Genomic DNA, 24,376 nt, shown 5'->3' with positions numbered 1-24,376 from the left:
TACGATTAATCGTCTTTTTTGACGTAATTTTCAACGAATTGATTGATACCTGTTGCACTAACGTAATTGGTATTGCATGCGAGGTTAGCATGAAAAAGTTTTATTTAGTGATGACGCTATGGCTAATGAGTGCCGTGGCATACGGTAAATCCAATATAGAATTGGAAGTCTTTAAATCCCCAACCTGCGGCTGTTGTGAGCTGTGGTTAAACCATTTAACTGCGCAAGGTATCGCGCACAAAGCCACCGATTTAAATTATCTTGGCTCACTTAAGAGTAAGTTTGGTATTAAGCAAAATTTTCAATCTTGTCACACCGGGGTTTCTAAAAATGGTTTTATTTTTGAAGGGCATGTTCCTGCCAAGTTCATTAAACAGTTTTTGCAAAACGAAACGTTAACTCAAGACATACAAAATATCGGCTTGAGCGTGCCGGCTATGCCACTTGGATCGCCTGGTATGGAAGTTGGCGAGCGTTTTATGCCTTATCAAGTATTGCTACTCAAAAAAGATGGGAGCTATGAGGTTTTTGCTGAAATTGACAGTTATGAGGAACAATTCTAATGACAATCAAAGTTTCCCTGTTTATCGCAACACTGATACTACCTCAGATAGCACAGGCCAATATTGCAACGTTAGAGCAAGCGATAGATGCAGCCATCAGCAACGATCCTTGGCTTCAATCTAGCCAATACAAGCGATCTGCGATGCAGTCGATGAGCCGAGAAGCACTAAGCTATCCTGATCCTCAGGTGTCCATAGGCATGATGAACCTGCCTGTTGATAGTTGGGAGTTTAATCAAGAGGGGATGACCCAGCTTAAAGTTGGTGTGATGCAGATGTTGCCGCGAGGAGATAGCCTCGAAATTAAGAGCCAACAATTGGCACTTGACGCTAAAAAGCAACCGATTTTACAAGCGGATAGAAAAGCGCAAGTGCGCCGCGATGTTTCTCAGGTGTGGCTTGATATTGTACAAGCCAAAAAGACGTTAGAATTGATTGAACGCGATAGTGTGTTGTTTGACCAAATGGTAGAAATTGCCAATGCTAGCTACTCCAATGCGCTTGGTGCTACACGCCAGCAAGATGTGATCCGTGCTCAGCTTGAGGTGATGCAATTAGATGACAAGCGTTCCGCGGCTTATCAGCAGCTTAACACTGCTAAGGCAAAGCTTTCGCAATGGCTGTTAAATGATGCATTCACTAATTCAAATGCGCTGAGTGTCCTTGACCAAAACGAAGTGACACTGCCGTTGATCCGCTCAATTGCGCCAAAATTGATGCAGCAACGCCCAGTTGATAGCCAAGCTGTAGTACAACATTTGACTCATCACCCGTTGGTTGTTGCAGCCGACGTTGATACATTCCGTGCTAATCAAGGGGTAAAGTTAGCTGAGCAGGCATATAAACCACAGTTTTCAGTCAATGCGAGTTACGCGTATCGGGATGATGCACCAGATCAGATGTCTCGCACCGACTTTTTTAGCGTTGGTGTGTCATTCGACGTTCCGTTATTCACAGATGGAAAACAAGATCAGCAAAAAGCGGCAGCGACTGCACAAGTTGAGGCGAGTAAAACCGACCGGTTGCTGGTGCTAAAGCAGCTGTTTTCAAACTTAAATGGAGAAATTCAAACTATCCAACGATTGCAAGAGAGGCAATCGCTATACGCAAAATCAATTGTGGCACAAAGCGCTGAACAGGCCGAAGCTGCGTTGACTGCTTATACCAATGATGATGGCGACTTTTCCGAGGTAGTGAGGGCGCGTATCGCGAAACTGAATGCGCAGTTATCAGCACTTTCCATTGATATTGCATTGTTAAAAGCGGTGGTACGCAGTAACTACTATTTGGCTCAAATTGAAGAGGATGCAAGCCATGAATAACAACTTAAAAATGACGCTGGTTGCCGTCACGACATTAACGGCAGGCGTGCTAGTTGGGATAAATCTCTCTTCAAGTAACGAGTCTGCGGTAGCGCAAAACGCTGAGAAAGCGCCACTTTATTGGGTTGCACCTATGGATCCGAACTATCGTCGTGATAAGCCAGGTAAGTCTCCGATGGGAATGGATCTCGTACCTGTGTACGAAGAAGAGTCTGCGAATACAAAATTTGGTGAGGGGGTTGTGGAGATAGCGCCTCACGTTGAAAACAACTTGGGCGTTCGTACTGCGGTGGCCATGCGTCAAGCGATGTCTCACCAAATCCGTACGGTTGGGTATGTTCAGTACAACGAAGATAGCTTAGTTCACATTCATCCTCGAGTTGAGGGCTGGGTTGAAAAGCTCTACGTGAAAGCAGCAGGAGATCCGGTGAAGCAAGGTGAACCACTGTATACCTTGTACTCGCCGCAACTGGTTAATGCGCAAGAAGAATACCTTATTGCTAGAAAGCGTAATAATCAGGCGCTGATAAACGCAGCGCATGAAAGGCTCAAGGCATTGCACCTGAGTGATGACTTTATCAATACGCTTAAAAAAACGGGTGAAGTGCATCAAAGCATTACCTTTTATGCGCGTCAATCTGGGGTGTTGGATGGACTCCAGATCCGAGAAGGGTTTTACGTAAAACCAGGCACAACGCTCATGAGTATCGCCAAACTTGACGAAATTTGGGTCGAAGCTGATGTATTTGAACGTGATGCTATGTTGGTCGCTCAGGGGCAAGCGGTTTCCATGAGGTTAGACTTTTTACCCGGCAGAACGTGGCGAGGGCAAGTCGATTACGTCTACCCCTCACTCAATGAAAAAACACGGACACTTAGAGTAAGGCTCAGGTTTGACAACAGTGATGCGCTATTAAAGCCAAATATGTTTGCGCAAGTGAACATTCATGCCGATTCTCGTGACGATGTATTGCAAGTGCCGAGTGAAGCTGTGATCCGCACTGCCAAACAAAATCGTGTTGTCGTTGAAGTTGCACCCGGTAGCTTTAAATCGGTTGCCGTTGAACTGGGTCAAATTGGTGATGAAAACATTGAAATCCTCAAAGGCCTTAACGAAGGAGACAAGATTGTTACGTCAGCCCAATTCCTGATTGATTCTCAATCGAGCATTACTTCTGATTTTATGCGTATGGCGCCAGTTGCTGAGGCTAAGTCAGTTTGGATTGAAGGAGAAATTCAAAGCGTGAACTACCAAAGTCGAGTAGTGAATATCGATCATCAACCCGTACCCGAGTGGGAATGGCCTGAAATGGTGATGGATTTTACCGTGGCTGAAAGTGTCGATGTTGACGAATTAAACGCTGGACAGACTTTGCATTTTGAAGCCACGAAACAGGATGACGGTAGCGTATTACTGACAGGCATTCACATTATGTCCGAAGGAAGTACGACCGAAAATACCTTACCAACAGCAACAGTGGGTGGCGTGATAAACACCATCACCCCTGACACCCGAGTGCTTAATATTTCTCGCGACGCCATTGAAAAATGGGACCGTCCCGCAACAACGATGGACTTTGTTGCAGCTGAGCACATTGATTTAAGCCAGCTTATGACAGGAATGAAGGTGACTTTCACCTTTGAAGTGGGTGACGAATTTGTGGTGACTGATATCAAACCTGCAGGCGAGATGTCGATGAATATGCACTCTGGCCACTAAGGAGCATTTACAATGATCCAAGCAATAATTCACTGGTCAGTATACAACCGCTTTTTTGTGGTACTGCTGACACTTATGCTGGTGGGGGCTGGGCTATTTACCCTTAAAAACACGCCTGTCGATGCCATTCCAGATTTGTCTGATGTACAAGTTATTGTCAAAACACCTTATCCTGGACAGGCACCACAAGTGGTGCAAGATCAGGTGACATTTCCGCTGACCACCGCCATGCTCTCTGTGCCGGGCGCAAAAACCGTACGTGGTTATTCCTTCTTTGGGGATTCCTATGTTTACGTTATTTTTGACGATAAAACGGATCTTTACTGGGCGCGCAGTCGTGTTCTTGAATACCTAAGTCAAGTCGCACCACAATTACCCGATGCGGCAAAACCGCAGTTGGGCCCTGATGCCACTGGGGTGGGTTGGGTGTATCTTTATGCATTAGTTGATAAAACCGGTAGACACGATATTAGCCAGCTACGCAGCTTACAAGATTGGTTTTTAAAGTTTGAGCTGCAATCGGTTGCCGGCGTGTCAGAAGTCGCGCCGATTGGTGGTATGGTGAAACAGTATCAAGTGCAGGTTGATCCCAACAAATTGCGCGCTTACGGTATTCCGCTTACGCATGTACAGCAGGCGCTGCAGCGGGGTAACCAAGAATCGGGCGCTTCTGTGATTGAGATGGCTGAAGCCGAATATATGGTGACAAGTACGGGATATATTCAAAGCGTTAAAGATATTGAAGCTATCCCACTTGGGCAAGCCGTCAAAGGCACGCCATTAACGATAGCAGATGTTGCGTCTGTCAATATTGGACCGCAAATGCGTCGTGGCATTGCTGAGCTTAACGGCGAAGGAGAAGTTGTTGGCGGTGTTGTAGTCATGCGCTTTGGAGAAAACGCGCAAAAGACCATAGATGGGGTAAAGCAAAAACTTGCTGAGCTACAACAAGGCTTACCTGAAGGGGTGGAAGTGGTGACGGTTTACGATCGCTCCGAGCTTATCACCAAAGCCATTGATAATCTTTGGTCTAAGTTACTTGAAGAGCTGGTGGTGGTGGCCTTAGTGTGTGTGGTGTTCTTATTTCATATTCGCTCTTCCGTGGTTGCGGTGATCACTTTGCCACTTGGCATTCTGGTGGCTTTTATCGTGATGTATTTTCAAGGGATGAACGCAAATATCATGTCCCTTGGTGGCATAGCCATTGCTATCGGGGCGATGACCGACGGTGCAATCGTGATGATTGAAAACATGCATAAACACATGGAAAAAACGCCACTCAATGATGAAAATCGCTGGGAAATCGTCGCAAAGTCGGCTTCTGAGGTTGGTCCTGCGCTGTTCTTTAGTTTGCTGATTATTACCGTAAGCTTCTTACCTGTGTTTATTCTTGAGGCGCAAGAAGGGCGTATGTTTGCCCCTCTGGCATACACTAAAACGTATGCGATGGCCGCATCGGCAGGGCTTGCCATTACGCTTATTCCTGTGCTGATGGGATACTTTATTCGCGGTAAAGTTGTGCCCGAGCATAAAAATCCAATCAATCGAATGTTGGTTGGCGCGTATATGCCCTTGTTGAAACAAGTTTTACGCTTTCCTAAGCTGACGTTGTTGGCTGCTGCTGCTATTACTGTCGTTGGCTTTTATCCAATGGATAAAATCGGCAGCGAGTTTATCCCACCTTTGGATGAAGGGGATTTAATGTACATGCCGACTACATATCCAAGTATTTCGATTGGTAAAGCCAGAGAAATTTTGCAGCAAACCGACAAATTGATAGCGACGGTGCCTGAGGTAAAAAATGTCTTTGGTAAAATTGGTCGCGCGGAAACCGCAACCGATCCTGCCCCGTTGACGATGATTGAGACCTTTATTCAATTAAAACCTAAAGATCAGTGGCGTGAGGGAGTGACCACTGAAAAGCTCAAAGCGGAACTCGATAAGCTAGTGCAGTTTCCGGGCTTAACCAATGCTTGGGTGATGCCCATCAAAACGCGTATTGATATGCTCGCGACGGGGATTAAAACGCCTGTTGGAATTAAAGTCGCGGGTCCAGATTTAGATACTATCCAAAAGATTGGTCAAGATCTTGAACGTATTTTGAGTCAGGTAGAGGGCACCGCTTCGGTCTATTCAGAGCGGGTAGCTGGGGGGCGTTATATTAAGGTCGATATTCAACGTGATAAAGCCGCGCGATTTGGGCTCAATATTGCTGATGTACAGCAAGTGGTCGCAACTGCAATTGGTGGAATGGACGTCACGCAAACCATTGAAGGACAAGAGCGCTATCCGGTTAGTTTGCGCTACCCGCAAGACTTACGCGATTCTCCAGAAGCACTGCGGAAGCTTCCTATAGTCACCGCCGAGGGATTAAATATTGCCCTAGGTGATGTGGCAACTATCTATATTGAAAATGGGCCACCGGGCATTAAAAGCGAGAACGCTCGTATTAATGGTTGGACGTTTATTGATTTAGATGGTGTCGATGTTGGCAGCTATGTGGCAGCCGCTAAACAAGTACTGAGCGAGCAGTTGGAGTTACCTGCAGGTTATTCCATCAGTTGGGCTGGTCAATACGAATATATGGAGCGTGCTAAAGCTAAATTGACTTATGTGGTGCCGCTCACGCTTGGGATCATTATCGTTTTACTCTATTTGAACTTTAGAAGCTTTAGCGAAGTGGCAATTATCATGGCGACGTTACCTATGGCGATGATTGGTGGACTGTGGCTGCTATACCTTGAGGGGTTTAACTTTTCGGTCGCAGTTGGCGTTGGTTTTATAGCGCTTGCTGGTGTTGCCGTTGAAATAGGCGTTATCATGCTCGTGTATCTCAACCAAGCCATCAGCGAGCTTAAGGAGAAACAACCGATCATAACCCTTGAAGCCATTAATAATGCCATTTTAGAAGGTGCGGGCAAACGCATTCGTCCAGTCATGATGACGGTGGCAACAATTATTATCGGGTTATTGCCAATCCTTTACGGTTCGGGCACAGGTTCTGAGGTAATGAGCCGCATCGCCGCGCCTATGGTAGGCGGCATGGCAAGCGCACTATTACTTACCTTAGTGGTGTTACCTGTAGTGTATATGTTGATGATCCGTTGGCGTGAGAAAGTTAATAATTAACCTGAGGTTTGGATAAGGAATGAACTAACTAATTGTTTTTAAACACACATTAAATTATCCCCTTATCTAGCCAGAGAGTTTTAGGGATAACTAGACGAATTTACGCACCAATAGCTGGCTATTGGAAGTGAATTCAACGCAGTTAGCGCTAAAATTGGCTGCTAGAAAGGCATTAATTATCCGAAGCTCAGGTTAATTAATCGATAGCGGAAAAAGTTTGCCTCAAGCGCAGTAATATTAAGCGCTTGAACGGCAAACTTTGGTTTGGTAAAACCCGATTACATCGAAAAATTGGTTAAAAGACTCCTAGGACTCTAACTAACCCGAGATCAGGTTAATAACGCTTCCTTGGCGCACTTATTGCTGTACTAGAACAGCCAATGCACCAAGGAGCGAGTATGTACATTCAAAATTCACCTTATTCACAAATGTATGGTTCGAACGATCTTTATAGTCGAAAGAACAATAATGCTGTGAGCGATCAAGACATTTCTAATTCAGTGGCAAAAAATTCAGGTACACCTTCGTTTATGGAAGCCGCAAAGGCCGTTCAAGAAAAAGCCCCGAACAACACCCAATCGACCTACCTTACCAAGCATTTTGAGCAAGCTGAAAAGCTAGCCCATGAAGCTCTGGTGAGTTCGAATCACAAAATAGGCAGCCGCGAATATAACATCGAGATGTATCGTGAAATGATGACGAACATTGTAGAGATGCCAATTGAAGTAGAAATTGCACCAGAAGAGATGAACCAAGCACTGTTATTTAATCATCTGGGATTGGACTTTAAAGAGTATAAAACGGTAACTGTACGCTCAGAGTTGTTAACTATGCTTGAGCAAAAAGTCGAGCAGGACAGTACGCTAATTAGATCAGATAAAGCAAAATTAACAGCAATTATTACTGATACGCAAGATAGGCTAGAAGCCGCGCAAGCGGCGCTACTTGAAGGTGAAGACATTACCCAGCGACTGCAAGATAGCAAAAAGGCTATCTATCATTCTTACGAACAGCTTAAACTTGGTAAGGTGAGTCAGCGAGACCTGATTTCGACTTTGTAGTTATTCTTGACCAAGGATGCTTTAACAAAGTGAAGAAAATGCATTTTGTAGTCTGAAATGATGAGGCTTATGTTTTATTCTAAAAAGTACAATTTTTTGTTCTGCCACATTAGCCGCACTGGCGGTACGTCGTTATGTAGTGTCCTCAGGCAAACGGCGCCAGACCTAAGGATGATATGCAGCCAGCATGCATCGCTTCTAGAGGCTAGAGCGGCATTGCCGGAAGCGTTTGAGAGTACGTTTAAATTTGCTTTTGTACGTAACCCATGGGAAAGACTCGTTTCTTGGTATTCACTATTAGAGAAAGGTAAAAGTCTACACTCAGAAGCGGTATCTGAGAAGCATCATTATGCAGAGAAAGAGAGGTTTGAACTATTTGTACAAGAGATGGTTGCAGAGCTGCACGGCGGAATAGCGTGGAGTCAATGGTCCCAGTTATCTGACCATTTGGGAAATTCACTCGTTAATGAAATTTGCCGCTTTGAAAACTATCAAAAAGACAGTAAGCGAATTTTAAGGAAGTTGGGGAGCAAAGATTATTATTTACCTTATTATAATCAAGCATCAAGTAGGCACTACCGTCATTACTACTCTGATTTAGCGTTAAAATTGGCTGAGGAGCTTTTCCTAGATGATATTTATCAATTTGGGTATAAATTTTGATAGTGGTCGGCCTTGTGAAAAACGGTAAATATCCAAGCAAGAAGGAAGTTGGAATAAATATTTGTATAAATCACAAGTTGTAACAATAATGTGTTAATTGTTACTTAAAAGAGCTTCTGAGTGTTTATATGGATATCACTGAGTTAGATGAAAAGGCATTTGTTGACGTATTTAACCTGCCAGAAAAAATCACCATAAAGACTGCTAGCACCGCAGATATAGAGGAAATGGCTTTAGTCACCAAGGTGAGTTGGCAAGCGGCCTTTAGCGGGTTTTTACCAGAGCACGTGCTAAAAAGGGGAAACGTCGAATTTTTTGCAACTATTTGGTCTGAGATTATCAAAAATTCGACAACCCAAACAGCATTGCTTGTGACTGATGGCAGGAAAATATTAGGCTGCGGCGCTGCTGGGATTTATCGCCGAATGTATAACCCGGTTAGCCAAAAAGTATCGAGAACGAATGCTGGCGAGCTTTATCGTGGTTACATTTTACCAAGTCACCAAAACCGCGGGCTCGGTAGGGCGCTGTTGAAAGCACGCTTGTTAAAGCTTTACGAGCTGGGTTGTCAAAGCGCTTACACCTGGATCTATGAACAAAACCAACAAGCAAGACGCTTTTACGAAAAGCATGGGGCGGTAAACCTCGACCAAGCCCAAGGGATAACAATGAAACGATTTAGGTTTGAAGAAGTGTGCTATAGCATTGAAGTAAATCGTGTTTTTGATTTTAGCTAAGGTGAAGTGAGAGAAAATTTCAAACACCGTATGGTCAGAGGTAATTGTCATCGATAAGCGGTGACAATTACTTCATGCAGACTAACGTAGGTCGGCGGGTGTAGGATAGTCTGGGTGCTCAACAATTTTCGGTGCCCAAACTGCTGGGATCACGGCCTCTCGTTTCTGTTTGATACGCTCTACTAGCGTATTCAAATCATAATTGGGTTCACCATAAACGGCTAGCCAATTCTCAGGTACGTCTTCTGGGTCTGCAGCCTGAATAACGTGCGCCATCCACTGCTTTCTAAGCTCAGCCCATTCACTACTTTGATTCTCATTGACACCTGCAAGTGGCCGAAGCTCTACATATATTGTCCTTCTCGGACCTTCAGTGCGTTTCGGCTCAGAGCCATGTAAAACCATCATGTCTTGAACTAAGATATCTCCGGCTTTAGCTGGTTGCTGTACAACCCCTGGAATGTTCCAGCCATATTCGCTCGAGAGAGAATAAATATCCAAAATTTGGTGTTGGGAATTTGGCAAATAGCGTAAGCACCCGTCATCTATATTCGCATCATCAAGATAGATACCGACATTTAAATATGCAAAATGACGAGAATGAGGAGCATCTTGATGCCAAGCTATGTGAGGGTGGGGATGTGGATATTTGCAGACTAAGTCACATTGCAATGGAACGCTGCCTACACCACAAAGGTGTTCACTGATCGCTAACATTGCTGGTGTTGCGAGTAGTTCGATAATTAACTCGGGCGCTTCAAAAAGCAAATCATTATAACGAAAGAGTTTTGGCTCACCTGATTCATTTGATAAATGGTATTGAGTCGCGATTTTTCCATCTTGCTGTGCTTGTTTTGCTTTACTCTCGAGCGCATTAGATAGTCGCTTCAGTTTTTCCAGCAGTTTGTCGGGTAAAGTTTGTTCAAATAAAACGAAGCCGTTGTTTTTGTAAAAATCGAGTTTGCTTTTGCTCACAATCGTCATGCGTGTACTTCCTAGTTATTTTGTTGCTTGTCAGACTTAAGTGTTGTTTGTCGAGTATATTCACTCGCCTGCCAATAGAGTCTGTCTCAGCTACAGCACTGACTATAGTGTCGTAAAATGCCAGTTAGCGCAATTACGGTGGGTTACATTGTGGATTTTGTTTATATTAACTCAACTCGAATAAACAGAAACTTCCATTGGCACCACTTTGCATCCTCAAGTACAATTGGCGTTTTCGATTGCAACACACCGGAACCTTCCAATGGAAATCAAAGTAAATTACCTCGACAATCTCAGAATTGATGCCAAATTTGACGACTTTTCTGTCATTGCAGATCAGCCAATTCGCTATAAAGGCGATGGCTCAGCACCAAGTCCCTTTGACTACTTTTTAGCTTCTTCAGCGCTTTGTGCAGCTTACTTTGTGAAAGTGTATTGTAATGCGCGTGACATTCCAACGGATGGAATTCGTGTGGCGCAAAACAACATCGTTGATCCTGAAAATCGTTATAACCAAATTTTTAAAATTCAGGTGGAGCTTCCGGAAAGCATTTCTGAAAAAGACCGCCAAGGTATCCTGCGCTCAATTGATCGCTGTACTGTTAAAAAAGTGATCCAAACAGGACCTGAATTCCAAGTGGAAGCGGTTGAAAGCCTTGAAGATGACTCGCAGGCTATGCTGATGGTTGATACCAGCGAAAGCGACAGCACTTTTATCCTAGGTAAAGATCTTCCGCTGGAACAGACTATCGCAAATATGACCAAAATCCTGTCGGATTTAGGCATGAAGATTGAGGTTGCATCATGGCGTAATATCGTGCCACACGTCTGGTCTTTGCATATTCGTGATGCTGCTTCACCAATGTGTTTCACCAATGGTAAAGGGGCAACCAAAGAAAGCGCGCTATGCTCAGCACTTGGTGAGTTTATTGAGCGTTTAAATTGCAACTTCTTTTATAATGATCAGTTTTTTGGTGAAGAAATCGCAAATGCTGAATTTGTTCACTACCCGAACGAAAAGTGGTTTAAACCCGAAGCTGATGATGCGCTTCCTACTGAAATTTTAGACGACTACACTCGTGAAATTTACGACCCAGAAGGTGAACTACGCGGTTCGCATCTAATCGACACAAATTCAGGTAATGTAGCGCGCGGTATTTGTTCTATTCCGTACACTCGCCATTCAGATGGTGAAACCGTGTATTTTCCGTCAAATCTAATAGAAAACTTATTCCTAAGTAACGGTATGAGTGCTGGTAATAACCTGTTTGAAGCGAAAGTGCAGTGTTTATCTGAAATCTTTGAACGCGCGGTGAAAAAGCAAATCATCGAACAGGAAATTGTGTTGCCTGACGTGCCAGAGTCTGTACTTGCTAAATATCCAGGTATTGTTGAAGGGATAAAAGGGCTTGAAGAACAGGGCTTTCCTGTGGTGGTGAAAGATGCGTCTCTGGGCGGTCAATTTCCTGTGATGTGTGTGACCCTGATGAACCCTAAAACAGGCGGTGTATTTGCCTCTTTTGGTGCGCATCCAAGCTTGGAAGTTGCACTTGAGCGCAGTTTAACTGAGTTGTTACAAGGCCGTAGTTTTGAAGGCTTAAACGATGTACCAAAACCTACGTTTAACAGCATGGCGGTATCTGAGCCGGAGAATTTTGTTGAACACTTTATCGATTCTACGGGGGTGATCTCATGGCGCTTCTTTAGTACGAAGCATGACTACGACTTTGTTGAGTGGGATTTTACAGGCACGAATGAAGAAGAATGCGATAAGTTATTTGGCATCTTGGAAGGGTTAGGTAAAGAAGCCTATATTGCGGAGTTCACAGACTTAGGGTTCGCTTGCCGTATTTTGGTTCCGGGCTTTTCTGAAGTGTACCCTGCCGAAGATCTTATTTGGGACAACACCAATAAAGCACTGCAATATCGTGAAGATATTCTCAACATCCATTCTCTAGATGACGAAGCATTAGCTAACTTGGTCGAGCGCTTAGAAGACAGCCAGCTTGATAACTATATCGATATTATCACCCTAATTGGTGTTGAGTTTGACGAAAATACGGTGTGGGGTCAGCTTACAATTCTTGAGCTTAAGATTTTAATCTATCTAGCGCTTGGCGATATCGAAACGGCCATTGAACTAGTTGAAACCTTTTTGCAGTTTAACGACAACACCGTTGAGCGTGGCTTATTCTACCAAGCAATGCATGCCACACTTGAAGTCGCGTTGGATGAAGAGCTAGAAATTGAAGATTACATTCATAACTTTACTCGCATGTTCTCTAAAGACGTGATGGATGCGGTTATTGGCTCAATTAATGGTGATGTGAAATTCTATGGTTTAACGCCAACTAACATGAAGCTGGAAGGTTTAGATAAGCACCTGCGTCTTATTGAAAGTTATAAGAAGCTTCATGCAGCAAGAGGGAAATTTGCCTAAAATAAACTTAAAGGTGCTGAGATTTTAGCACCTTTATTAACATTTCTTATCGAGTTAACATTAATGTAAGTATTATTCACTAATGTGCTCAACAAATACCAAAGTGGCTCTTTAAAACTCGTATACGCTGACATTGGTTTTTACATTAACTAAAAACCAATTTCAGTTTTTTTGCCATTTCTTCCACATCTACTGCTCGGCTATTTATGACACCGGTGTAAAGCTTAGTGTAAATAGTTTCTGCTGTGATGACGATTTTTATGTCTAGACAGACATCTTCTTCATTATTAATGAGCGAAAATATTGCTTCCACAGCTGAAATTTCCAGCTCTAAGAAGGCTAATATCCGCTTAAAGTCACTTAAATAATTTTTACTTTTTTTATTCTTATTAGAAAGATATATCCCAATTATGGGAAGAGGGGCGTTGTTATAAAAGCTTAAGTCTAGAAATATATAGTCAAAATAACTTTCATCTAGTTGGCAAACACTTTCAACCATTTCCATACAAGAGTTGTCAGTGATAAATGTAGAAAACTCCTCTATGAGCTTGATACTGCTCAAATTATTGGGTTTGAGGTGTAGTTTCAGCGTTTCATCATGGTCTCTGTGAAGATTAGAAATATGCTGTATTTCAGCTAATTGTAATAACCGTTCAAAATGCTCATTGTCGATAGGTGTGCCGCTATTAAATAGGATATCGCATAGTTCAGATATATTGACCATGGTCTGTTGGTTTACACTAAGGTGCAAGCCGGGTGAAGTCTCACTTTCAGCAATGTCATCGTATTCCAACCAGACTGTCTTTGGTCTATATTTGAAATCCAGTTTCTTTATTAGGTCAAATTTTAAGTTGTCTAGGCCTGCGCATTCCCAATCTCTTGTAAAGTGGTGGCAGGTTGTTATATCCAGCTTACTTTGATCTAAAGGTCTTGTTTCGATAAATATACTAGAAGTAGAAGCTTCAATAGGATTGACTTTATCCAGCACCTTACTTATCGCACTGTTATCTACTCGCAGAGCGATAAGACTTTTTTCGACTAGTTTGATATAGTTTGACATAACAACCTGCATAATTATGACTACCAGCGCATTGCAGCGAACAGTTCAGGGCCTATGAATTGCTCTGCAAATTCTGCCCAGCCTTTTTCTACATCTGTGGTTTGTCCATTACTCCAAGCCTTACCTATTTCTCTTAGCTTTTCTTTAGCGTTTTCTTCTAGTTCAAACTTTGCCATAAGGATCTCTGGTTTTGCTTTGAAATCTTCCGTTGCATTATCAATATTATGGATCACTGCATATGCGAAATCGATATTGTTATTACTCATTTGTATTTTCCTTTTGTATATTTAATGGAGAGATAAAAGTAAAGTCTGCGGTTTCAGATTTACCATTTTTCGTTTTATATTCTGCGTACTTATGGCACCCCATACAGCCAGTTTTGAATGTATGTATAGGTACGATGTATTTTTCTTTATTTGAGCAATTTGTTATTTCTGGCAATACAAATGGCTCTAAAACAGCATTTCTTGCGTCACTAGGTGTTCGCTCGATAAAAAATTGTTTCAAATTAGGAGTGACAAGACTCGTATATTGAGTTCTTACTAGCTTATAGTGCTGAAAAACGGAGTTATTGCTTTTCAATAATGAGCGCATTTTATTATTTAGCAAAATTGTATTAGTTGAAAGGGGCTCAAGTCGTGTTAGCTGAGCTGGACTATCACTTTTCTTTGGTAGTAAATTGTCACAGCAATCATGACAATTAGGGTTATTAAAAGTTGGCGTCTCAGAGCTATGTTGTTCTGGCTCGTTGAGGTTATCAATATGTTCGAATGTTACCCAACGCCACTGATATTGGCGCTGCTCTTTAATAGCAACATGCATTGCGACTAGTCCCAATTTGGACTGAACTGTCTTGCCATTTAGATTTAATGTAATGTTTTCCATTGAAAAGTATTTGTTTGGATCGTCTTGCTTTGTAAGAATTTTCCATCCAAGTTTCACAGAAACAACAGGTAAAATATTTTGCCTTTTACCGGCCTCTCCACCTACTTCAAGTCCAATGTCTATGTATTCAGTACATTGCCCAAGAGGAAAAGACATAGGAACACTATATTGAAACCCTTCAGCAAGATCTTGATATAACAGCCCGTTTGCACGGCTTTCGTAGTAGATAGGATTTCCAGCTTGGTCGATTAGGATACCACCGCCATCTACTCTTTGCTCTTTAGAAAACAGTTCCAAGTCGAGTGTATTCTTCAGACAATCACCTTGGCACTTCCAATTACCATCACTCACTGATTTTGCGTTCATCTCAAATGTATTCGCATCAACTAATTTGGGGGACGATGTCGTGTCGTGAAGCCAAGCTCCCCAGCGAGGGATGTAATCAGAGGTAAAACTCACTGAATCTGGAAAAGCACTGTTTTTACTGTTTATGTTACTGTTTACCGAGAGAAACAAATCCCAAGCGGAAATGTTCATTATTTTTTCTTCAAATGCCCTTAGCTCCTGAACCATTGCAAGTTGCACTGATTTATCGGTAATATCTTCAATAATTTCATTGTTTTTTTTGATTATATTATAAATTTGATTTCCATCAGGGAAAGTGCATATAAACTGATTGGGCACTCTAAGGAATTCAGACTTTTTATTCGTATTTCCATATTTTAGGAATCTAGAGTTTTTGGAATTTATACTTTTATTTATTTCATTCTTTAACTCAGTCAGCGGATCGGCTGCCCATGAGGAAGCAATAGAGAATACAAAGGATAAGTTAATAGTTAGTTTAATTAATAACTTATTCATTATTTTCAATCATCCTTATTGTGTCGATAATTTCTTGTTGATATAGCTTTTCATCGCTAGTCTTCAGATCTTTGATTGTAGTTGAAATAAGTGTTAAAGCCTGAGGTTTGTGGCCAAGTTTATATAAAACTTGGGATTTTAACGCAGCTAGCCAGAGTGCATGAGACTTTAGTCCTACAGCGTCTAGAAACTGTGTTCCTTGTTCAAACAGTGAAACAGGGCTTTCCTCCGAACGGTTGCCGTTAAGTGTTGCTAATGCCCATGCTTTAAAGCATTTCGCAAAAGCTGTCCATAATTGATAGCCGTGTAAATTGGATACTGTTAGTGCTAAATCAGCATATTCAAGTACTTTTTCTGGTTGCCTAAGTATTATATAAAGCTGAGATGCTCTCACATAGCTATGGGCTATAGTGTGGGGGTTGTTTATAGATTTTGCCTGATTTAAGGCTTTTTCAAGCCAGTCTAAAGCGATTTTACGATCACCAATCTGTGCCGCATTTAGTGCGCCATAAACTCGAATCGCAACTTCTATATCGTATGCTATTAGCTCACTATAAAACTTACGGTGCGTAGGGTCATATACAGCTAAACTCTGCTTTAAGTATGAAAAACCTTCTTCTGGCTTTCCGCTTACAGTAGCAAATTGCCCTAGCTGAAATAAAACTGGTACTTTTAAATGCTGACCATTTTTTTCATTTGCTATTTCTGAGAGGCTATCAAGCGCTCTTTTTGTCATGTGATGTTGGCAGGTAACAATACCAAAGACTGAAGACACAAAGTGAGCAGCCAACACTAGCTCAGGATCAGCTGCTGATATCTCCAGTTCGTTAATTTTATTATAATAAAGTTCGACATGAGGATCGGAAAAACCAAGGGTTGCTGAGAGGCTGTGCGCAATCCCAAGGTAAATTCTCAACGCAATTTCTACCTTATCAAGCGCTTTACTTTGATATAAGCCTTCAGCACCTGATAATAGGTTCATTGCTTCTTTATAGGCACCTTTTTGATTCTGTTCATTACCAGCGGCAATCAAGGAGCCTATTCCAAGTTCAATGAGTTCTGCACCAATGTAATATTCAGCTTGGAGCTGTAAAGAAACACGGCTATTAAAGTGAGTACTATCATTGCACAAAAGAACGTTTGCTAACTTTTTATAAAGCTGTGTGTGTAGAAAGTTAGGAATGCTAGCTATAGCCGCATCTCTCACCAGCGCATGCTTAAAAATATAGCTATCGTTATCAACACGACGTTGCTGCACAATAAGGTCGTTTGCTTTCAACTCATTTAAGTCGTTTTGGATCTGGTTTTCGCTTAAAGAAGATGCCGCAACGAGTAAATCATATTCAAACTCTCGGCCAATTGTGGCTGCTAGTTGGGCTGTTTCTTTGGCGTGACTAAGGCTATCTAGTTTTTGTTGTAATGACTCCCTTAAACTCGTAGGTACATGGTCAAGTTTATCTGGTGCGAGGAAGTCAATCTCTCCGCCTTTATCTCCAACTAATGCCTTTTGTTTAAGCATGTTGACGAGTTCTTCAATAAATAGCGGGATCCCGTCGGTGCGGCTGGTAAGTAATTTGAGAACTTGCTCTGACACTCGGCGGCCATCAAATAGATTAATGATAAAGTCTTCGGTGGCCTTTTCGGTTAGTTTTTTCAGACAAACATCCACTAAGGTGAGGTCTTTTAGCTGATTAGGCACCGCTTGTCTTGAAGTGCTTAGTAAAACATCACCTGAAGCGAGCGCGCTGACAAAGTGATGTAAAAACTCTAAGGTGGTGCTATCTGCCCAGTGAATGTCCTCGATAATGTAGAGTTTAAATTTACTGAGCCCGTGACGATTTGACAATAACAATGCACAAAGCCCTTTAAACAATACTTGCTTCTGCTCATCGGGAGAAAGTGTAGAAGGCGTGATTTCATCATCAAGTGAGATATTGAGCCAAACTAGCAACACAGGGATAGCTTGTGCTAAATCGAGCTTACTATCCATGTTGGATAATACATAACTAAAAACGGTATTGGCTGAATGAGCATCTAGCTGCTCGGTGTTAAATAGATACTTGACCAGCGTTAAAATTGGATACAAAGCATTATTTTGATGCTCTGGTAAACACTGGGCGACTAAATGTTGATATTGCGGTGCATTAGCACGAATTTCTTGCAGCAGCCGAGATTTACCTATGCCAGCCTCACCATGAATGTGAGCGATGCGGGTTGCACCTTCGACCTCGTTATTAATGAGTGAAAGTGTCTGTTCAAGCTCAAGGTGACGACCAACAAGTTCGTGATGGTTCTTTGTACCACGCATAAAGCCAAATGCTTCGATGCGACGTTCTCCTTGCAAGTTATAAACCGGCGTTAGTTCAAATAACGGGCCTATTTGTACTTGACCGTACAGATTGAATTCAGAAAAAGCATCAAGGAGTGAGCGTGACTCTGCACTACATAAGACTTGACGCTCGCCAGCTTCACGGGAGAGTGCTGCTGCAATATTCGCGTGATGTCCTTCAGGTACGGCATTAGCATAGGTAATAAATATTCCAGTGTGAATGCCTATATGGGCGTTAAGCGCGACTCTGTGAGCTTCTTGCATTAGCGCGTTACGCTTCGCAAGCTCGCTTATCATTTCAAGTGCGGTACGGGCAGATAATCGCGCATCATTATCGCTGCTAACGGGGTAGCCAAAATAAAACAAACTGGTATCGGCGAGATTACCCACATGATAAGCGCCGTAACGAGTCGCGATATCAATAAAGTGATTGCGTTGAGATTTATAAACCGTGTCTATGACATCGAAGTCTTTTTCATTGTTGTCGAGTGCTTTGACACTTAACCTTACCGCAAGAACGGTTAGCTGTTTGCGTTCGGTAAGCGCAGTATATTCTTGAATGGCGCGATGATTAGGATCGTCATCACGGATCATTACTGTGGTTTCGTCGTAACCATGCTGGGCTTTAACATCATTTAGCACACCAACAAGGTTCGATACGTTCATCCGAGCAAGTTCAGAAAATGCCTCGGTTGCAGTGATCACACGTTCCAACGCACTTTTATTGAGTACACGCCTAAGCAGTCCCGCAAGGGGGTGGCCAAGTAGGGCGCTTGGAATTGGAATATGTACATCGCTTAATTGTTTGTGATAAATCGATGCGACGCTAGTGCCCGTTACCGCAGGCACGCCAGTTAAACATTCTAAGAATACCAGACCCCATACATAAAGATCTGATTTGGCAGAAGCTGGCTCGCCACGTAATTGTTCTGGTGCGCTGTAAGAAGGCGTGCCCAATGTTTCTTGCGTAAGCGTGATTGTTTCAAAGTCATGTTGGCGGCTTTCTTGCGCAAGTGTACCGATACCAAAATCAAGTATTTTGGCGTAAGTCTTAGCACCAGATTGGCTTAGCATAATATTGGTTGGTTTTATGTCTCTATGAATGATGCCTTGTTGATGGGCATGAATAAGTGCATCTAGCACCTGCAACATGATGTCGGTTGCATACACAGAATCAATCGCGCCATTTTGACTTAGATAGTCCCTTAATGTTTGTCCTTCCACATACTCGAAGACTCCAAACATTAAATTTTCATTTAATTGTCCTTTATCTAATAATCGTACGATATTTGGGTGGTTTAATTGACTACAAAGTAAGGTTTCACGATTGAAACGTTCTGCATATCTTTGTTTTTTCGTCGCTTCTAGTTGTGGTTCTAACGCCAAAAATTTTAGTGCAACGATTTGCCCTGTGTTTATTTGGCGCGCCTTAAAAACTTTACCGAATCCACCTTCTCCAATTTTTTCAAGTAGTTGGTATTTGTCAGACTGGAATACATCGACAATATGGCTATCCGAAAACTGTGTCAGAGACATATGATTACTAATTCTTATTTTTTGTTAATGGTATAGGGTAATTGGAATGTAAATACTTGTCTAGCATGAGAATTTTAATTGTTTTTTAAAATTGGATAATTAACAGTCTGGGTTGACTGTGGGATTTTGTAAGTGTTTGAAAGTATTCTATTTTTATTTGGGTGAGTTTTTTGGAATATTGCTTGTAATGGAGTGTAATTCCTTCTGCTCGAAAAAGTTGGCATACTTTACCTATAAGAATAAAAAGGAAAAATGAATGAAACGCCGAACGTTTATGTTTGCTGGTGCAGCACTCACGGTTGCATCAGTCTTGCCTCCTGTTAGTTTTGCTAGACAAAGCTTCACTGCTTCTGGAGTATCAAAAGATACAACGGAAAGGCTTCCTGAAAACCTATTAAATGAACTCGGTATTCAAGTACCTATCAGGGATGTTCTAAGCCCTTCAGGGGAACGAGTTTCTTTTAAAAAAAGAGCCAATATAATTAGGCGTTACGGAGATTCTCTCTACGTTTACTTCGAACATGAGAAGGTGATCAGGGTTTTTGATACCCAGGGTAACCCTGCTTCCAATGAATTGCCTTTACCTAAATACATTAGCGATCTTAAAGATTTTGCTGTAGATCCGACACAACAACAGCTTTATTTATTGCAACCTGGAAAGCACCACATAGTGTTAGCCGACTTTAGCGGTGAAATATTGGGCACTTTTGGTGAGTTCGGAATTGAGCAAGACTATCAACTTAATGGTCCAAAGAGCATCACCATAGGTAAGTCTAATCAGTTATTTGTTTTGAATTCTGGCAGTTCTAGTATCAAAGTTTTTGAAAGCAATGGAGTATTTTTAAAAAACTATACATTGAGTCAAAAGCAAAAACGCACAGTTACAAGTATCGATGGCGCTAATCAGATTATTATCAATGGTGGGAAGTTTTCAGATCACCAATGGAAATTAGATCAAAATATTCGCAATTTTATCGAGGTGGACTAAGCTGAGTAAGGGCTTGATCGGATTTTACTTTTTTGCCACTTAAGCAGTTTGGAGCTTGAGTTACGTTAGGTTAGTTATCTGTGAACTTAAGGATGGTTATGCCATATAGTAAGGAACGGTTAGCTTATTTTAAGCTTCCAATTTTTCTTGAACATCAACAAGTACTCGACGAGCTTGGGACGCTGAATGAGCTGGCCTGGACTGACCATGTAAATAAAGCAAATTACGACGGCGGGTGGGACGTAGTTGCGTTGCGTTGTTTGTCAGAGCATTTATCTGCTCACCCGATCTTACAAAACTTTGCGATTGAGTCAGGCACTCACTGGCAAAACTTACCTATATTAGAAGAAAAGCCGCTACTTAAATCATTCGTTGATAATTTCCCCTGTGAAGTTCTCTCTGTAAGAATCATGCGATTGAAAGCAGGTGCTTTTATAAAACCTCACAGAGATGGCGGCCTTTGTATCGAAAATGGTGAAGCAAGACTTCATATACCTTTGGTCATCGACACTGCTCTTGAGTTTGTCGTTGATGGTATGCAAGTACCAATGAAAGAAGGAGAGGTGTGGTACATAAATGCGGACAAAATACACAGTGTCGCTAACCGAGGAAACCTTGATAGAGTCAATATCGTTATTGATTGCAAAGTAAATGATTGGTTATTAGATTGCCAGTCAGGGTCAATGGGCGTTCCTTGTGAAGAGTATACAAGCTAAAAAAATGCAGTGTGTTTCGTTAGCAAGTGATTTAAAAATAATAGGTTGAAGGATCTGTAATGACGTCTGGCAGCGTGTACCAAGTAAAAAAATTGCTAGAGCACTCTCAAGCTTTGCTCCTAAATGAGATTGATGCTGGGCTAAATAGACCTCACGCACTATCTATGTCTGAGGCTCTAGCTGAACTAACAGGCGTATCCACTGACTTCGATATGAATGATTGGTCTGATATAAACACTGACAAAGGGGTCGCGATTTCACCTGTTCAGGCAGCTAAATGTTTACTAGAAACGCTACGTAGTCAGATATTTATGCAGGGCGTTGCGAGCGCGATACGAGACAAAATCAATCAGCAAGATAATATAAATATCCTCTACGCAGGGACCGGGCCATATGGTGTATTACTATTACCTTTTCTCGCGCTTCACAAAACGAGTCCAGTCTCCGTGACACTTTTAGATATTCATCCTGAAAATACGCAAGCAATACATGAGCTGGTAACTAAACTAGATATCGCTCATATGGTGAAACGTATAGTACACGCAGATGCAACAACTTGGCTACCTGAAGAACCAATAGAGTTTGATCTCATCATATCCGAGACCATGAATACCTTATTACGCAGAGAGCCTCAAGTATGGATTTTTAGTCACCTTCAACAGTTTTTAAAGCCAGATGGAGAGCTCATACCTCAAGAAATTGAGCTTACTGCTTGGCTATGCAATCCAAGTTCTCTGACGAAAAGTGAGCAAAGAGTCAACCCAGCTGAGCTTGGTTCGTTTTTCCGTCTCGATAAAAACACAGCCAGCGCACTCAATGAGAATAACCTAGATGTGTTATCTGGTTCGTTTGAGGTACCGGATTGCGGGAAAGTTTATCATACACTGGAATTGAAAACGGAAATCAAAGTCTATAGGGAGCATAGACTCACCGAAAACCAATGCAGCTTGAATTTACCAATTAAGTACCAAGATAAAAATCTAAAGGCCGGTGATCGGATTACTTTTGAGTATATTAACGATCCAATACCTGAGTTCATCTTTAGCTTCCCTGATGAAAGCTTACCAAATCTTCCCGCTTATCATGAGGTGGGTGAGTCTGGAATTTTCCAAATTAAACGTATCTTCGTTAAATGCCAATTAAATAAAGTAAATAAGCTTGATATTAACAACCATGAATGTGAGTGGTCTTTGGATACACAAATATGGGGTGAACTTGAGTTAAGTTTAGAATTGGTTTTAGAAGCCTTGTATCGGTTTAGGTTGTTTGAGGAATTTGAGTTTTGGCTGCTTGATAAAATTGGTAATCGACTTGATGATAAATTAGTTGGTGCTATTAATCGAAAAGTAGTTGGTTTTTATAGTTAAAATATAAAGGTAAGAGTGATGAAGTTTACGCCTCCAGATGGTTTATATGTTAGACCGTCAAAACCAGAAGATAAAGGCTTTCTGGAAAGCTTACACCATAGCACTCGGCAAGATTTGCAGTTGATTGATGGAGATAAGGATTTTATAGAGTCAATTATTGAAATGCAGTTTAAAGCGCAAAGTAATGGCTATGGAGATCAATTTCCAAACGCTATGTATTTCATTATTGAAAAACACCATGAGCGAATAGGCAAGGCGACAATTGACTTTGGTAATAATGAAGTGAGATTAATAGAAATTGCTTTAATACCTCAAGCTCGTGGATTAGGGCTCGGTGCAGCAGTTGTTCAATCTTTCCAGCAAGCTGCTGCTCAATCCGGCGTGCCGATGACTCTGTCGGTATTGCAAAATAATTACGATGCAAAGCGTTTATATCAGAAGCTAGGCTTTAAAATTGAATCAATTAAGGCTCCTTATGAGTTACTAATTTGGTATCCGCCAGCGTTGAGGAATATAGTTTTAGGTTAATTTAAAAAGAGGGGTAATAAACGAAAGGTAATAAAGCGCCTCGCTTGGTCATTGGTAGTAATAACTGTTTTTTAGTTAACAAGAGCGAGTCTAACTTAATGAGCAAAGGAGCAAGTGTTGTGAAACTAACTAGTAGTTTATTTGAAGACTTAATCGGTCAGGATGTTGAAGTATTTACGGCCGATGGCAAGCATAAGCTAAACGAGTTGCAAGTTGATGCTATTGATGAGTGCAAGCTAAACAGTAATGAATTTGAAGGATTTTCTGTAACGTTAACCGCCAAATCAAATTTTCCGCTTACTGATGATACGTATACATTAAAGCATCAAAAGCTGGGTGAAATGCCACTGTTTTTATCTGCATACGAAAAAGACAAGTATCAAATAATTATCAGCATAAAAAAAGAAGCATAAAGGAGTTTAATAATGTCAGAACCCTATATTGGACAGGTTACCCTCTATGGCTACAATTGGGCACCTAAAAATTGGTCTTTATGTAACGGTCAGCTAATTCAAATTAGCCAAAATCCAGCCCTTTATTCTCTTACCGGCACCGCGTATGGTGGTGATGGTAGAACAACTTTTGGTCTGCCAGACTTTCGTGGCAGAGTGCCAGTGGGGCTTGGTAACTTAGGAAGCGCTAGTTACGATAGAGGCAATATTGGTGGCGCTGAAAACGTAACGTTAACCTTAGCAAATATCGCGCACACCCACATCATGCAAGCAAGTACGAAAACGGCTAACTTTCCGCTTGCTAACATTCCGGGACCAAACCAAATGGCGACGGAGACGGAAGAGCCTATATATGCCGCAGCTACAAGTTTGGTAAATACCTCTGACTCCACGGTATCAAGCATTGGTGGCGGTCAGAGCCACAATAATATGCAGCCTAGCTTATCCCTTAACTTTGCCATTGCACTCACTGGCATTTATCCGAGCCGAAACTAAGGAGGTCGTAATGGAAGGGTTTATTGGACAGATAACGATGTTTGCCGGCAATTACTCGCCATTTAAATGGGCGTTTTGCTACGGGCAGATCACTGCAATTACAGGGAATGAAGCATTATTCTCTTTGCTTGGAAATACTTATGGTGGTGATGGAAGAAGTAGTTTTGGGTTTCCGGATATGCGGGGTCGATTACCTATGGGGTTCGGTAGTGGTCCTGGATTAACGCCAACACAAATAGGAACAATGAAAGGGGTGGAAACGGTTACCTTGGACGTCAGTCAAATACCATCGCATAGCCATAATTTTCAGGTAAGTAACAACACCGCGACGGGTACAAGCCCTGGTGGGCAAGTGTTGGGTAAAGCTGATATATACTGTGAACCAGCAACGGCCCAGCATGGTAATGGTCCTTCAGCTATGTACGACGGCATCATTGCCTCAGCGGGAAGCAATCAGGCTCATGAAAACAAAATGCCTAGCCTTGGGGTTAATTTTATCATATGCCTAAATGGCATATATCCACCTAGAAATTAAGGAGA

Annotated in this window: 20 protein-coding genes; 15 read left to right on the top strand and 5 right to left on the bottom strand. The window is 42.0% G+C overall.

Translation table 11 applies throughout. From position 1 onward, the window contains the following. Positions 1-89: 89 nt before the first annotated feature. The 7 genes from DS891_RS07405 to DS891_RS07375 all read left to right on the top strand — a co-directional run bounded on the left by DS891_RS07405 (position 90) and on the right by DS891_RS07375 (position 9,195). Positions 90-563, top strand: coding sequence for a DUF411 domain-containing protein (locus DS891_RS07405; RefSeq protein WP_174169360.1), 474 nt, complete (start codon positions 90-92; stop codon positions 561-563). Continuing rightward, a complete protein-coding gene (locus DS891_RS07400) occupies positions 563-1,885 on the top strand; it encodes a TolC family protein (RefSeq protein WP_010605238.1) in 1,323 nt (440 codons plus the stop codon). The genes DS891_RS07405 and DS891_RS07400 overlap by 1 nt, the downstream gene beginning before the upstream one ends. Continuing rightward, the gene (locus DS891_RS07395; protein WP_174169359.1) at positions 1,878-3,605 is read left to right on the top strand and encodes an efflux RND transporter periplasmic adaptor subunit; all 1,728 of its coding nucleotides are present in this window, start codon (positions 1,878-1,880) and stop codon (positions 3,603-3,605) included. Before DS891_RS07400 ends, DS891_RS07395 begins: the two co-directional genes overlap by 8 nt. Before the next feature lie 12 nt (positions 3,606-3,617). Beyond that, positions 3,618-6,734: an efflux RND transporter permease subunit gene (locus DS891_RS07390; protein WP_174169358.1), complete on the top strand. Its 3,117-nt coding sequence runs from the start codon at positions 3,618-3,620 to the stop codon at positions 6,732-6,734. 398 nt (positions 6,735-7,132) lie between these two features. After that, positions 7,133-7,795, top strand: a complete 663-nt coding sequence (locus tag DS891_RS07385; RefSeq protein ID WP_102057925.1) for a hypothetical protein — start codon at positions 7,133-7,135, stop codon at positions 7,793-7,795. Between the two features lie 69 nt (positions 7,796-7,864). After that, on the top strand, positions 7,865-8,458 hold the full coding sequence (locus DS891_RS07380) for a sulfotransferase family 2 domain-containing protein (RefSeq protein WP_174169357.1): 594 nt from the start codon (positions 7,865-7,867) through the stop codon (positions 8,456-8,458). Between the two features lie 128 nt (positions 8,459-8,586). Next, positions 8,587-9,195, top strand: a complete 609-nt coding sequence (locus DS891_RS07375) for a GNAT family N-acetyltransferase (protein ID WP_174169356.1) — start codon at positions 8,587-8,589, stop codon at positions 9,193-9,195. A gap of 81 nt (positions 9,196-9,276) precedes the next feature. Here DS891_RS07375 and DS891_RS07370 read toward each other — a convergent pair whose 3' ends face one another. After that, positions 9,277-10,179: a phytanoyl-CoA dioxygenase family protein gene (locus DS891_RS07370; RefSeq protein ID WP_010605244.1), complete on the bottom strand. Its 903-nt coding sequence runs from the start codon at positions 10,177-10,179 to the stop codon at positions 9,277-9,279. A 262-nt stretch (positions 10,180-10,441) separates the two neighbouring features. Here DS891_RS07370 and DS891_RS07365 point away from each other — a divergent pair, with 262 nt between their 5' ends. Further along, positions 10,442-12,619, top strand: coding sequence for an OsmC domain/YcaO domain-containing protein (locus DS891_RS07365; RefSeq protein ID WP_174169355.1), 2,178 nt, complete (start codon positions 10,442-10,444; stop codon positions 12,617-12,619). Between the two features lie 145 nt (positions 12,620-12,764). Here DS891_RS07365 and DS891_RS07360 read toward each other — a convergent pair whose 3' ends face one another. From DS891_RS07360 to DS891_RS07345, 4 genes are read right to left on the bottom strand one after another with little or no spacing between them, the layout of a single operon-like run. Further along, positions 12,765-13,679, bottom strand: a complete 915-nt coding sequence (locus DS891_RS07360) for a hypothetical protein (RefSeq protein WP_174169354.1) — start codon at positions 13,677-13,679, stop codon at positions 12,765-12,767. 20 nt (positions 13,680-13,699) lie between these two features. Then, positions 13,700-13,945 (bottom strand): hypothetical protein, encoded by a 246-nt coding sequence (locus tag DS891_RS07355; protein WP_069019668.1) that lies wholly within the window; start codon positions 13,943-13,945, stop codon positions 13,700-13,702. After that, on the bottom strand, positions 13,938-15,425 hold the full coding sequence (locus DS891_RS07350) for a hypothetical protein (protein WP_174169353.1): 1,488 nt from the start codon (positions 15,423-15,425) through the stop codon (positions 13,938-13,940). The genes DS891_RS07355 and DS891_RS07350 overlap by 8 nt, the downstream gene beginning before the upstream one ends. Then, positions 15,418-19,290 (bottom strand): TOMM system kinase/cyclase fusion protein, encoded by a 3,873-nt coding sequence (locus DS891_RS07345; RefSeq protein ID WP_174169352.1) that lies wholly within the window; start codon positions 19,288-19,290, stop codon positions 15,418-15,420. The genes DS891_RS07350 and DS891_RS07345 overlap by 8 nt, the downstream gene beginning before the upstream one ends. Before the next feature lie 256 nt (positions 19,291-19,546). Between DS891_RS07345 and DS891_RS07340 the strand changes: the two genes are divergently transcribed. From DS891_RS07340 to DS891_RS07310, 7 genes are all read left to right on the top strand, one after another. Further along, complete coding sequence (locus tag DS891_RS07340; protein ID WP_174169351.1) at positions 19,547-20,278, top strand: hypothetical protein; 732 nt, start codon at positions 19,547-19,549, stop codon at positions 20,276-20,278. Between the two features lie 98 nt (positions 20,279-20,376). Next, entirely contained in the window at positions 20,377-20,994 is a 618-nt protein-coding gene (locus DS891_RS07335) for an aspartyl/asparaginyl beta-hydroxylase domain-containing protein (RefSeq protein WP_010377783.1), read from the top strand. A gap of 59 nt (positions 20,995-21,053) precedes the next feature. Next, positions 21,054-22,361 carry a class I SAM-dependent methyltransferase gene (locus DS891_RS07330; protein ID WP_174169350.1) on the top strand — a complete coding sequence of 436 codons (1,308 nt, stop codon included), beginning with the start codon at positions 21,054-21,056 and terminating at the stop codon, positions 22,359-22,361. Positions 22,362-22,379: 18 nt separating this feature from the next. Next, the gene (locus DS891_RS07325) at positions 22,380-22,889 is read left to right on the top strand and encodes a GNAT family N-acetyltransferase (RefSeq protein WP_039494928.1); all 510 of its coding nucleotides are present in this window, start codon (positions 22,380-22,382) and stop codon (positions 22,887-22,889) included. A gap of 119 nt (positions 22,890-23,008) precedes the next feature. Further along, complete coding sequence (locus DS891_RS07320) at positions 23,009-23,302, top strand: hypothetical protein (RefSeq protein ID WP_223192109.1); 294 nt, start codon at positions 23,009-23,011, stop codon at positions 23,300-23,302. Positions 23,303-23,314: 12 nt separating this feature from the next. Then, entirely contained in the window at positions 23,315-23,836 is a 522-nt protein-coding gene (locus DS891_RS07315) for a phage tail protein (protein WP_174169348.1), read from the top strand. Between the two features lie 10 nt (positions 23,837-23,846). After that, entirely contained in the window at positions 23,847-24,371 is a 525-nt protein-coding gene (locus DS891_RS07310) for a phage tail protein (protein ID WP_174169347.1), read from the top strand. The last annotated feature ends 5 nt before the right edge of the window (positions 24,372-24,376 follow it).

This window comes from Pseudoalteromonas sp. JC28 (assembly GCF_013319255.1).
In the GTDB taxonomy this organism is placed as follows: Bacteria; Pseudomonadota; Gammaproteobacteria; order Enterobacterales; family Alteromonadaceae; genus Pseudoalteromonas.
The sequence above is the reverse complement of the archived record's forward strand: the minus strand, read 5'-3'. Positions and strand labels throughout refer to the sequence as shown.

What these genes read in the sequence shown, in the direction of transcription:
- DS891_RS07355 (WP_069019668.1), bottom strand. Translation starts at nt 13,945, where the DNA reads ATGAGTAATAACAATATCGATTTCGCATATGCAGTGATCCATAATATT.
- DS891_RS07350 (WP_174169353.1), bottom strand. Translation starts at nt 15,425, where the DNA reads ATGAATAAGTTATTAATTAAACTAACTATTAACTTATCCTTTGTATTC.
- DS891_RS07315 (WP_174169348.1), top strand. Translation starts at nt 23,315, where the DNA reads ATGTCAGAACCCTATATTGGACAGGTTACCCTCTATGGCTACAATTGG.
- DS891_RS07375 (WP_174169356.1), top strand. Translation starts at nt 8,587, where the DNA reads ATGGATATCACTGAGTTAGATGAAAAGGCATTTGTTGACGTATTTAAC.
- DS891_RS07340 (WP_174169351.1), top strand. Translation starts at nt 19,547, where the DNA reads ATGAAACGCCGAACGTTTATGTTTGCTGGTGCAGCACTCACGGTTGCA.
- DS891_RS07385 (WP_102057925.1), top strand. Translation starts at nt 7,133, where the DNA reads ATGTACATTCAAAATTCACCTTATTCACAAATGTATGGTTCGAACGAT.
- DS891_RS07335 (WP_010377783.1), top strand. Translation starts at nt 20,377, where the DNA reads ATGCCATATAGTAAGGAACGGTTAGCTTATTTTAAGCTTCCAATTTTT.
- DS891_RS07380 (WP_174169357.1), top strand. Translation starts at nt 7,865, where the DNA reads ATGTTTTATTCTAAAAAGTACAATTTTTTGTTCTGCCACATTAGCCGC.
- DS891_RS07370 (WP_010605244.1), bottom strand. Translation starts at nt 10,179, where the DNA reads ATGACGATTGTGAGCAAAAGCAAACTCGATTTTTACAAAAACAACGGC.
- DS891_RS07390 (WP_174169358.1), top strand. Translation starts at nt 3,618, where the DNA reads ATGATCCAAGCAATAATTCACTGGTCAGTATACAACCGCTTTTTTGTG.
- DS891_RS07310 (WP_174169347.1), top strand. Translation starts at nt 23,847, where the DNA reads ATGGAAGGGTTTATTGGACAGATAACGATGTTTGCCGGCAATTACTCG.
- DS891_RS07360 (WP_174169354.1), bottom strand. Translation starts at nt 13,679, where the DNA reads ATGTCAAACTATATCAAACTAGTCGAAAAAAGTCTTATCGCTCTGCGA.
- DS891_RS07325 (WP_039494928.1), top strand. Translation starts at nt 22,380, where the DNA reads ATGAAGTTTACGCCTCCAGATGGTTTATATGTTAGACCGTCAAAACCA.
- DS891_RS07330 (WP_174169350.1), top strand. Translation starts at nt 21,054, where the DNA reads ATGACGTCTGGCAGCGTGTACCAAGTAAAAAAATTGCTAGAGCACTCT.
- DS891_RS07395 (WP_174169359.1), top strand. Translation starts at nt 1,878, where the DNA reads ATGAATAACAACTTAAAAATGACGCTGGTTGCCGTCACGACATTAACG.
- DS891_RS07365 (WP_174169355.1), top strand. Translation starts at nt 10,442, where the DNA reads ATGGAAATCAAAGTAAATTACCTCGACAATCTCAGAATTGATGCCAAA.
- DS891_RS07400 (WP_010605238.1), top strand. Translation starts at nt 563, where the DNA reads ATGACAATCAAAGTTTCCCTGTTTATCGCAACACTGATACTACCTCAG.
- DS891_RS07405 (WP_174169360.1), top strand. Translation starts at nt 90, where the DNA reads ATGAAAAAGTTTTATTTAGTGATGACGCTATGGCTAATGAGTGCCGTG.
- DS891_RS07345 (WP_174169352.1), bottom strand. Translation starts at nt 19,290, where the DNA reads ATGTCTCTGACACAGTTTTCGGATAGCCATATTGTCGATGTATTCCAG.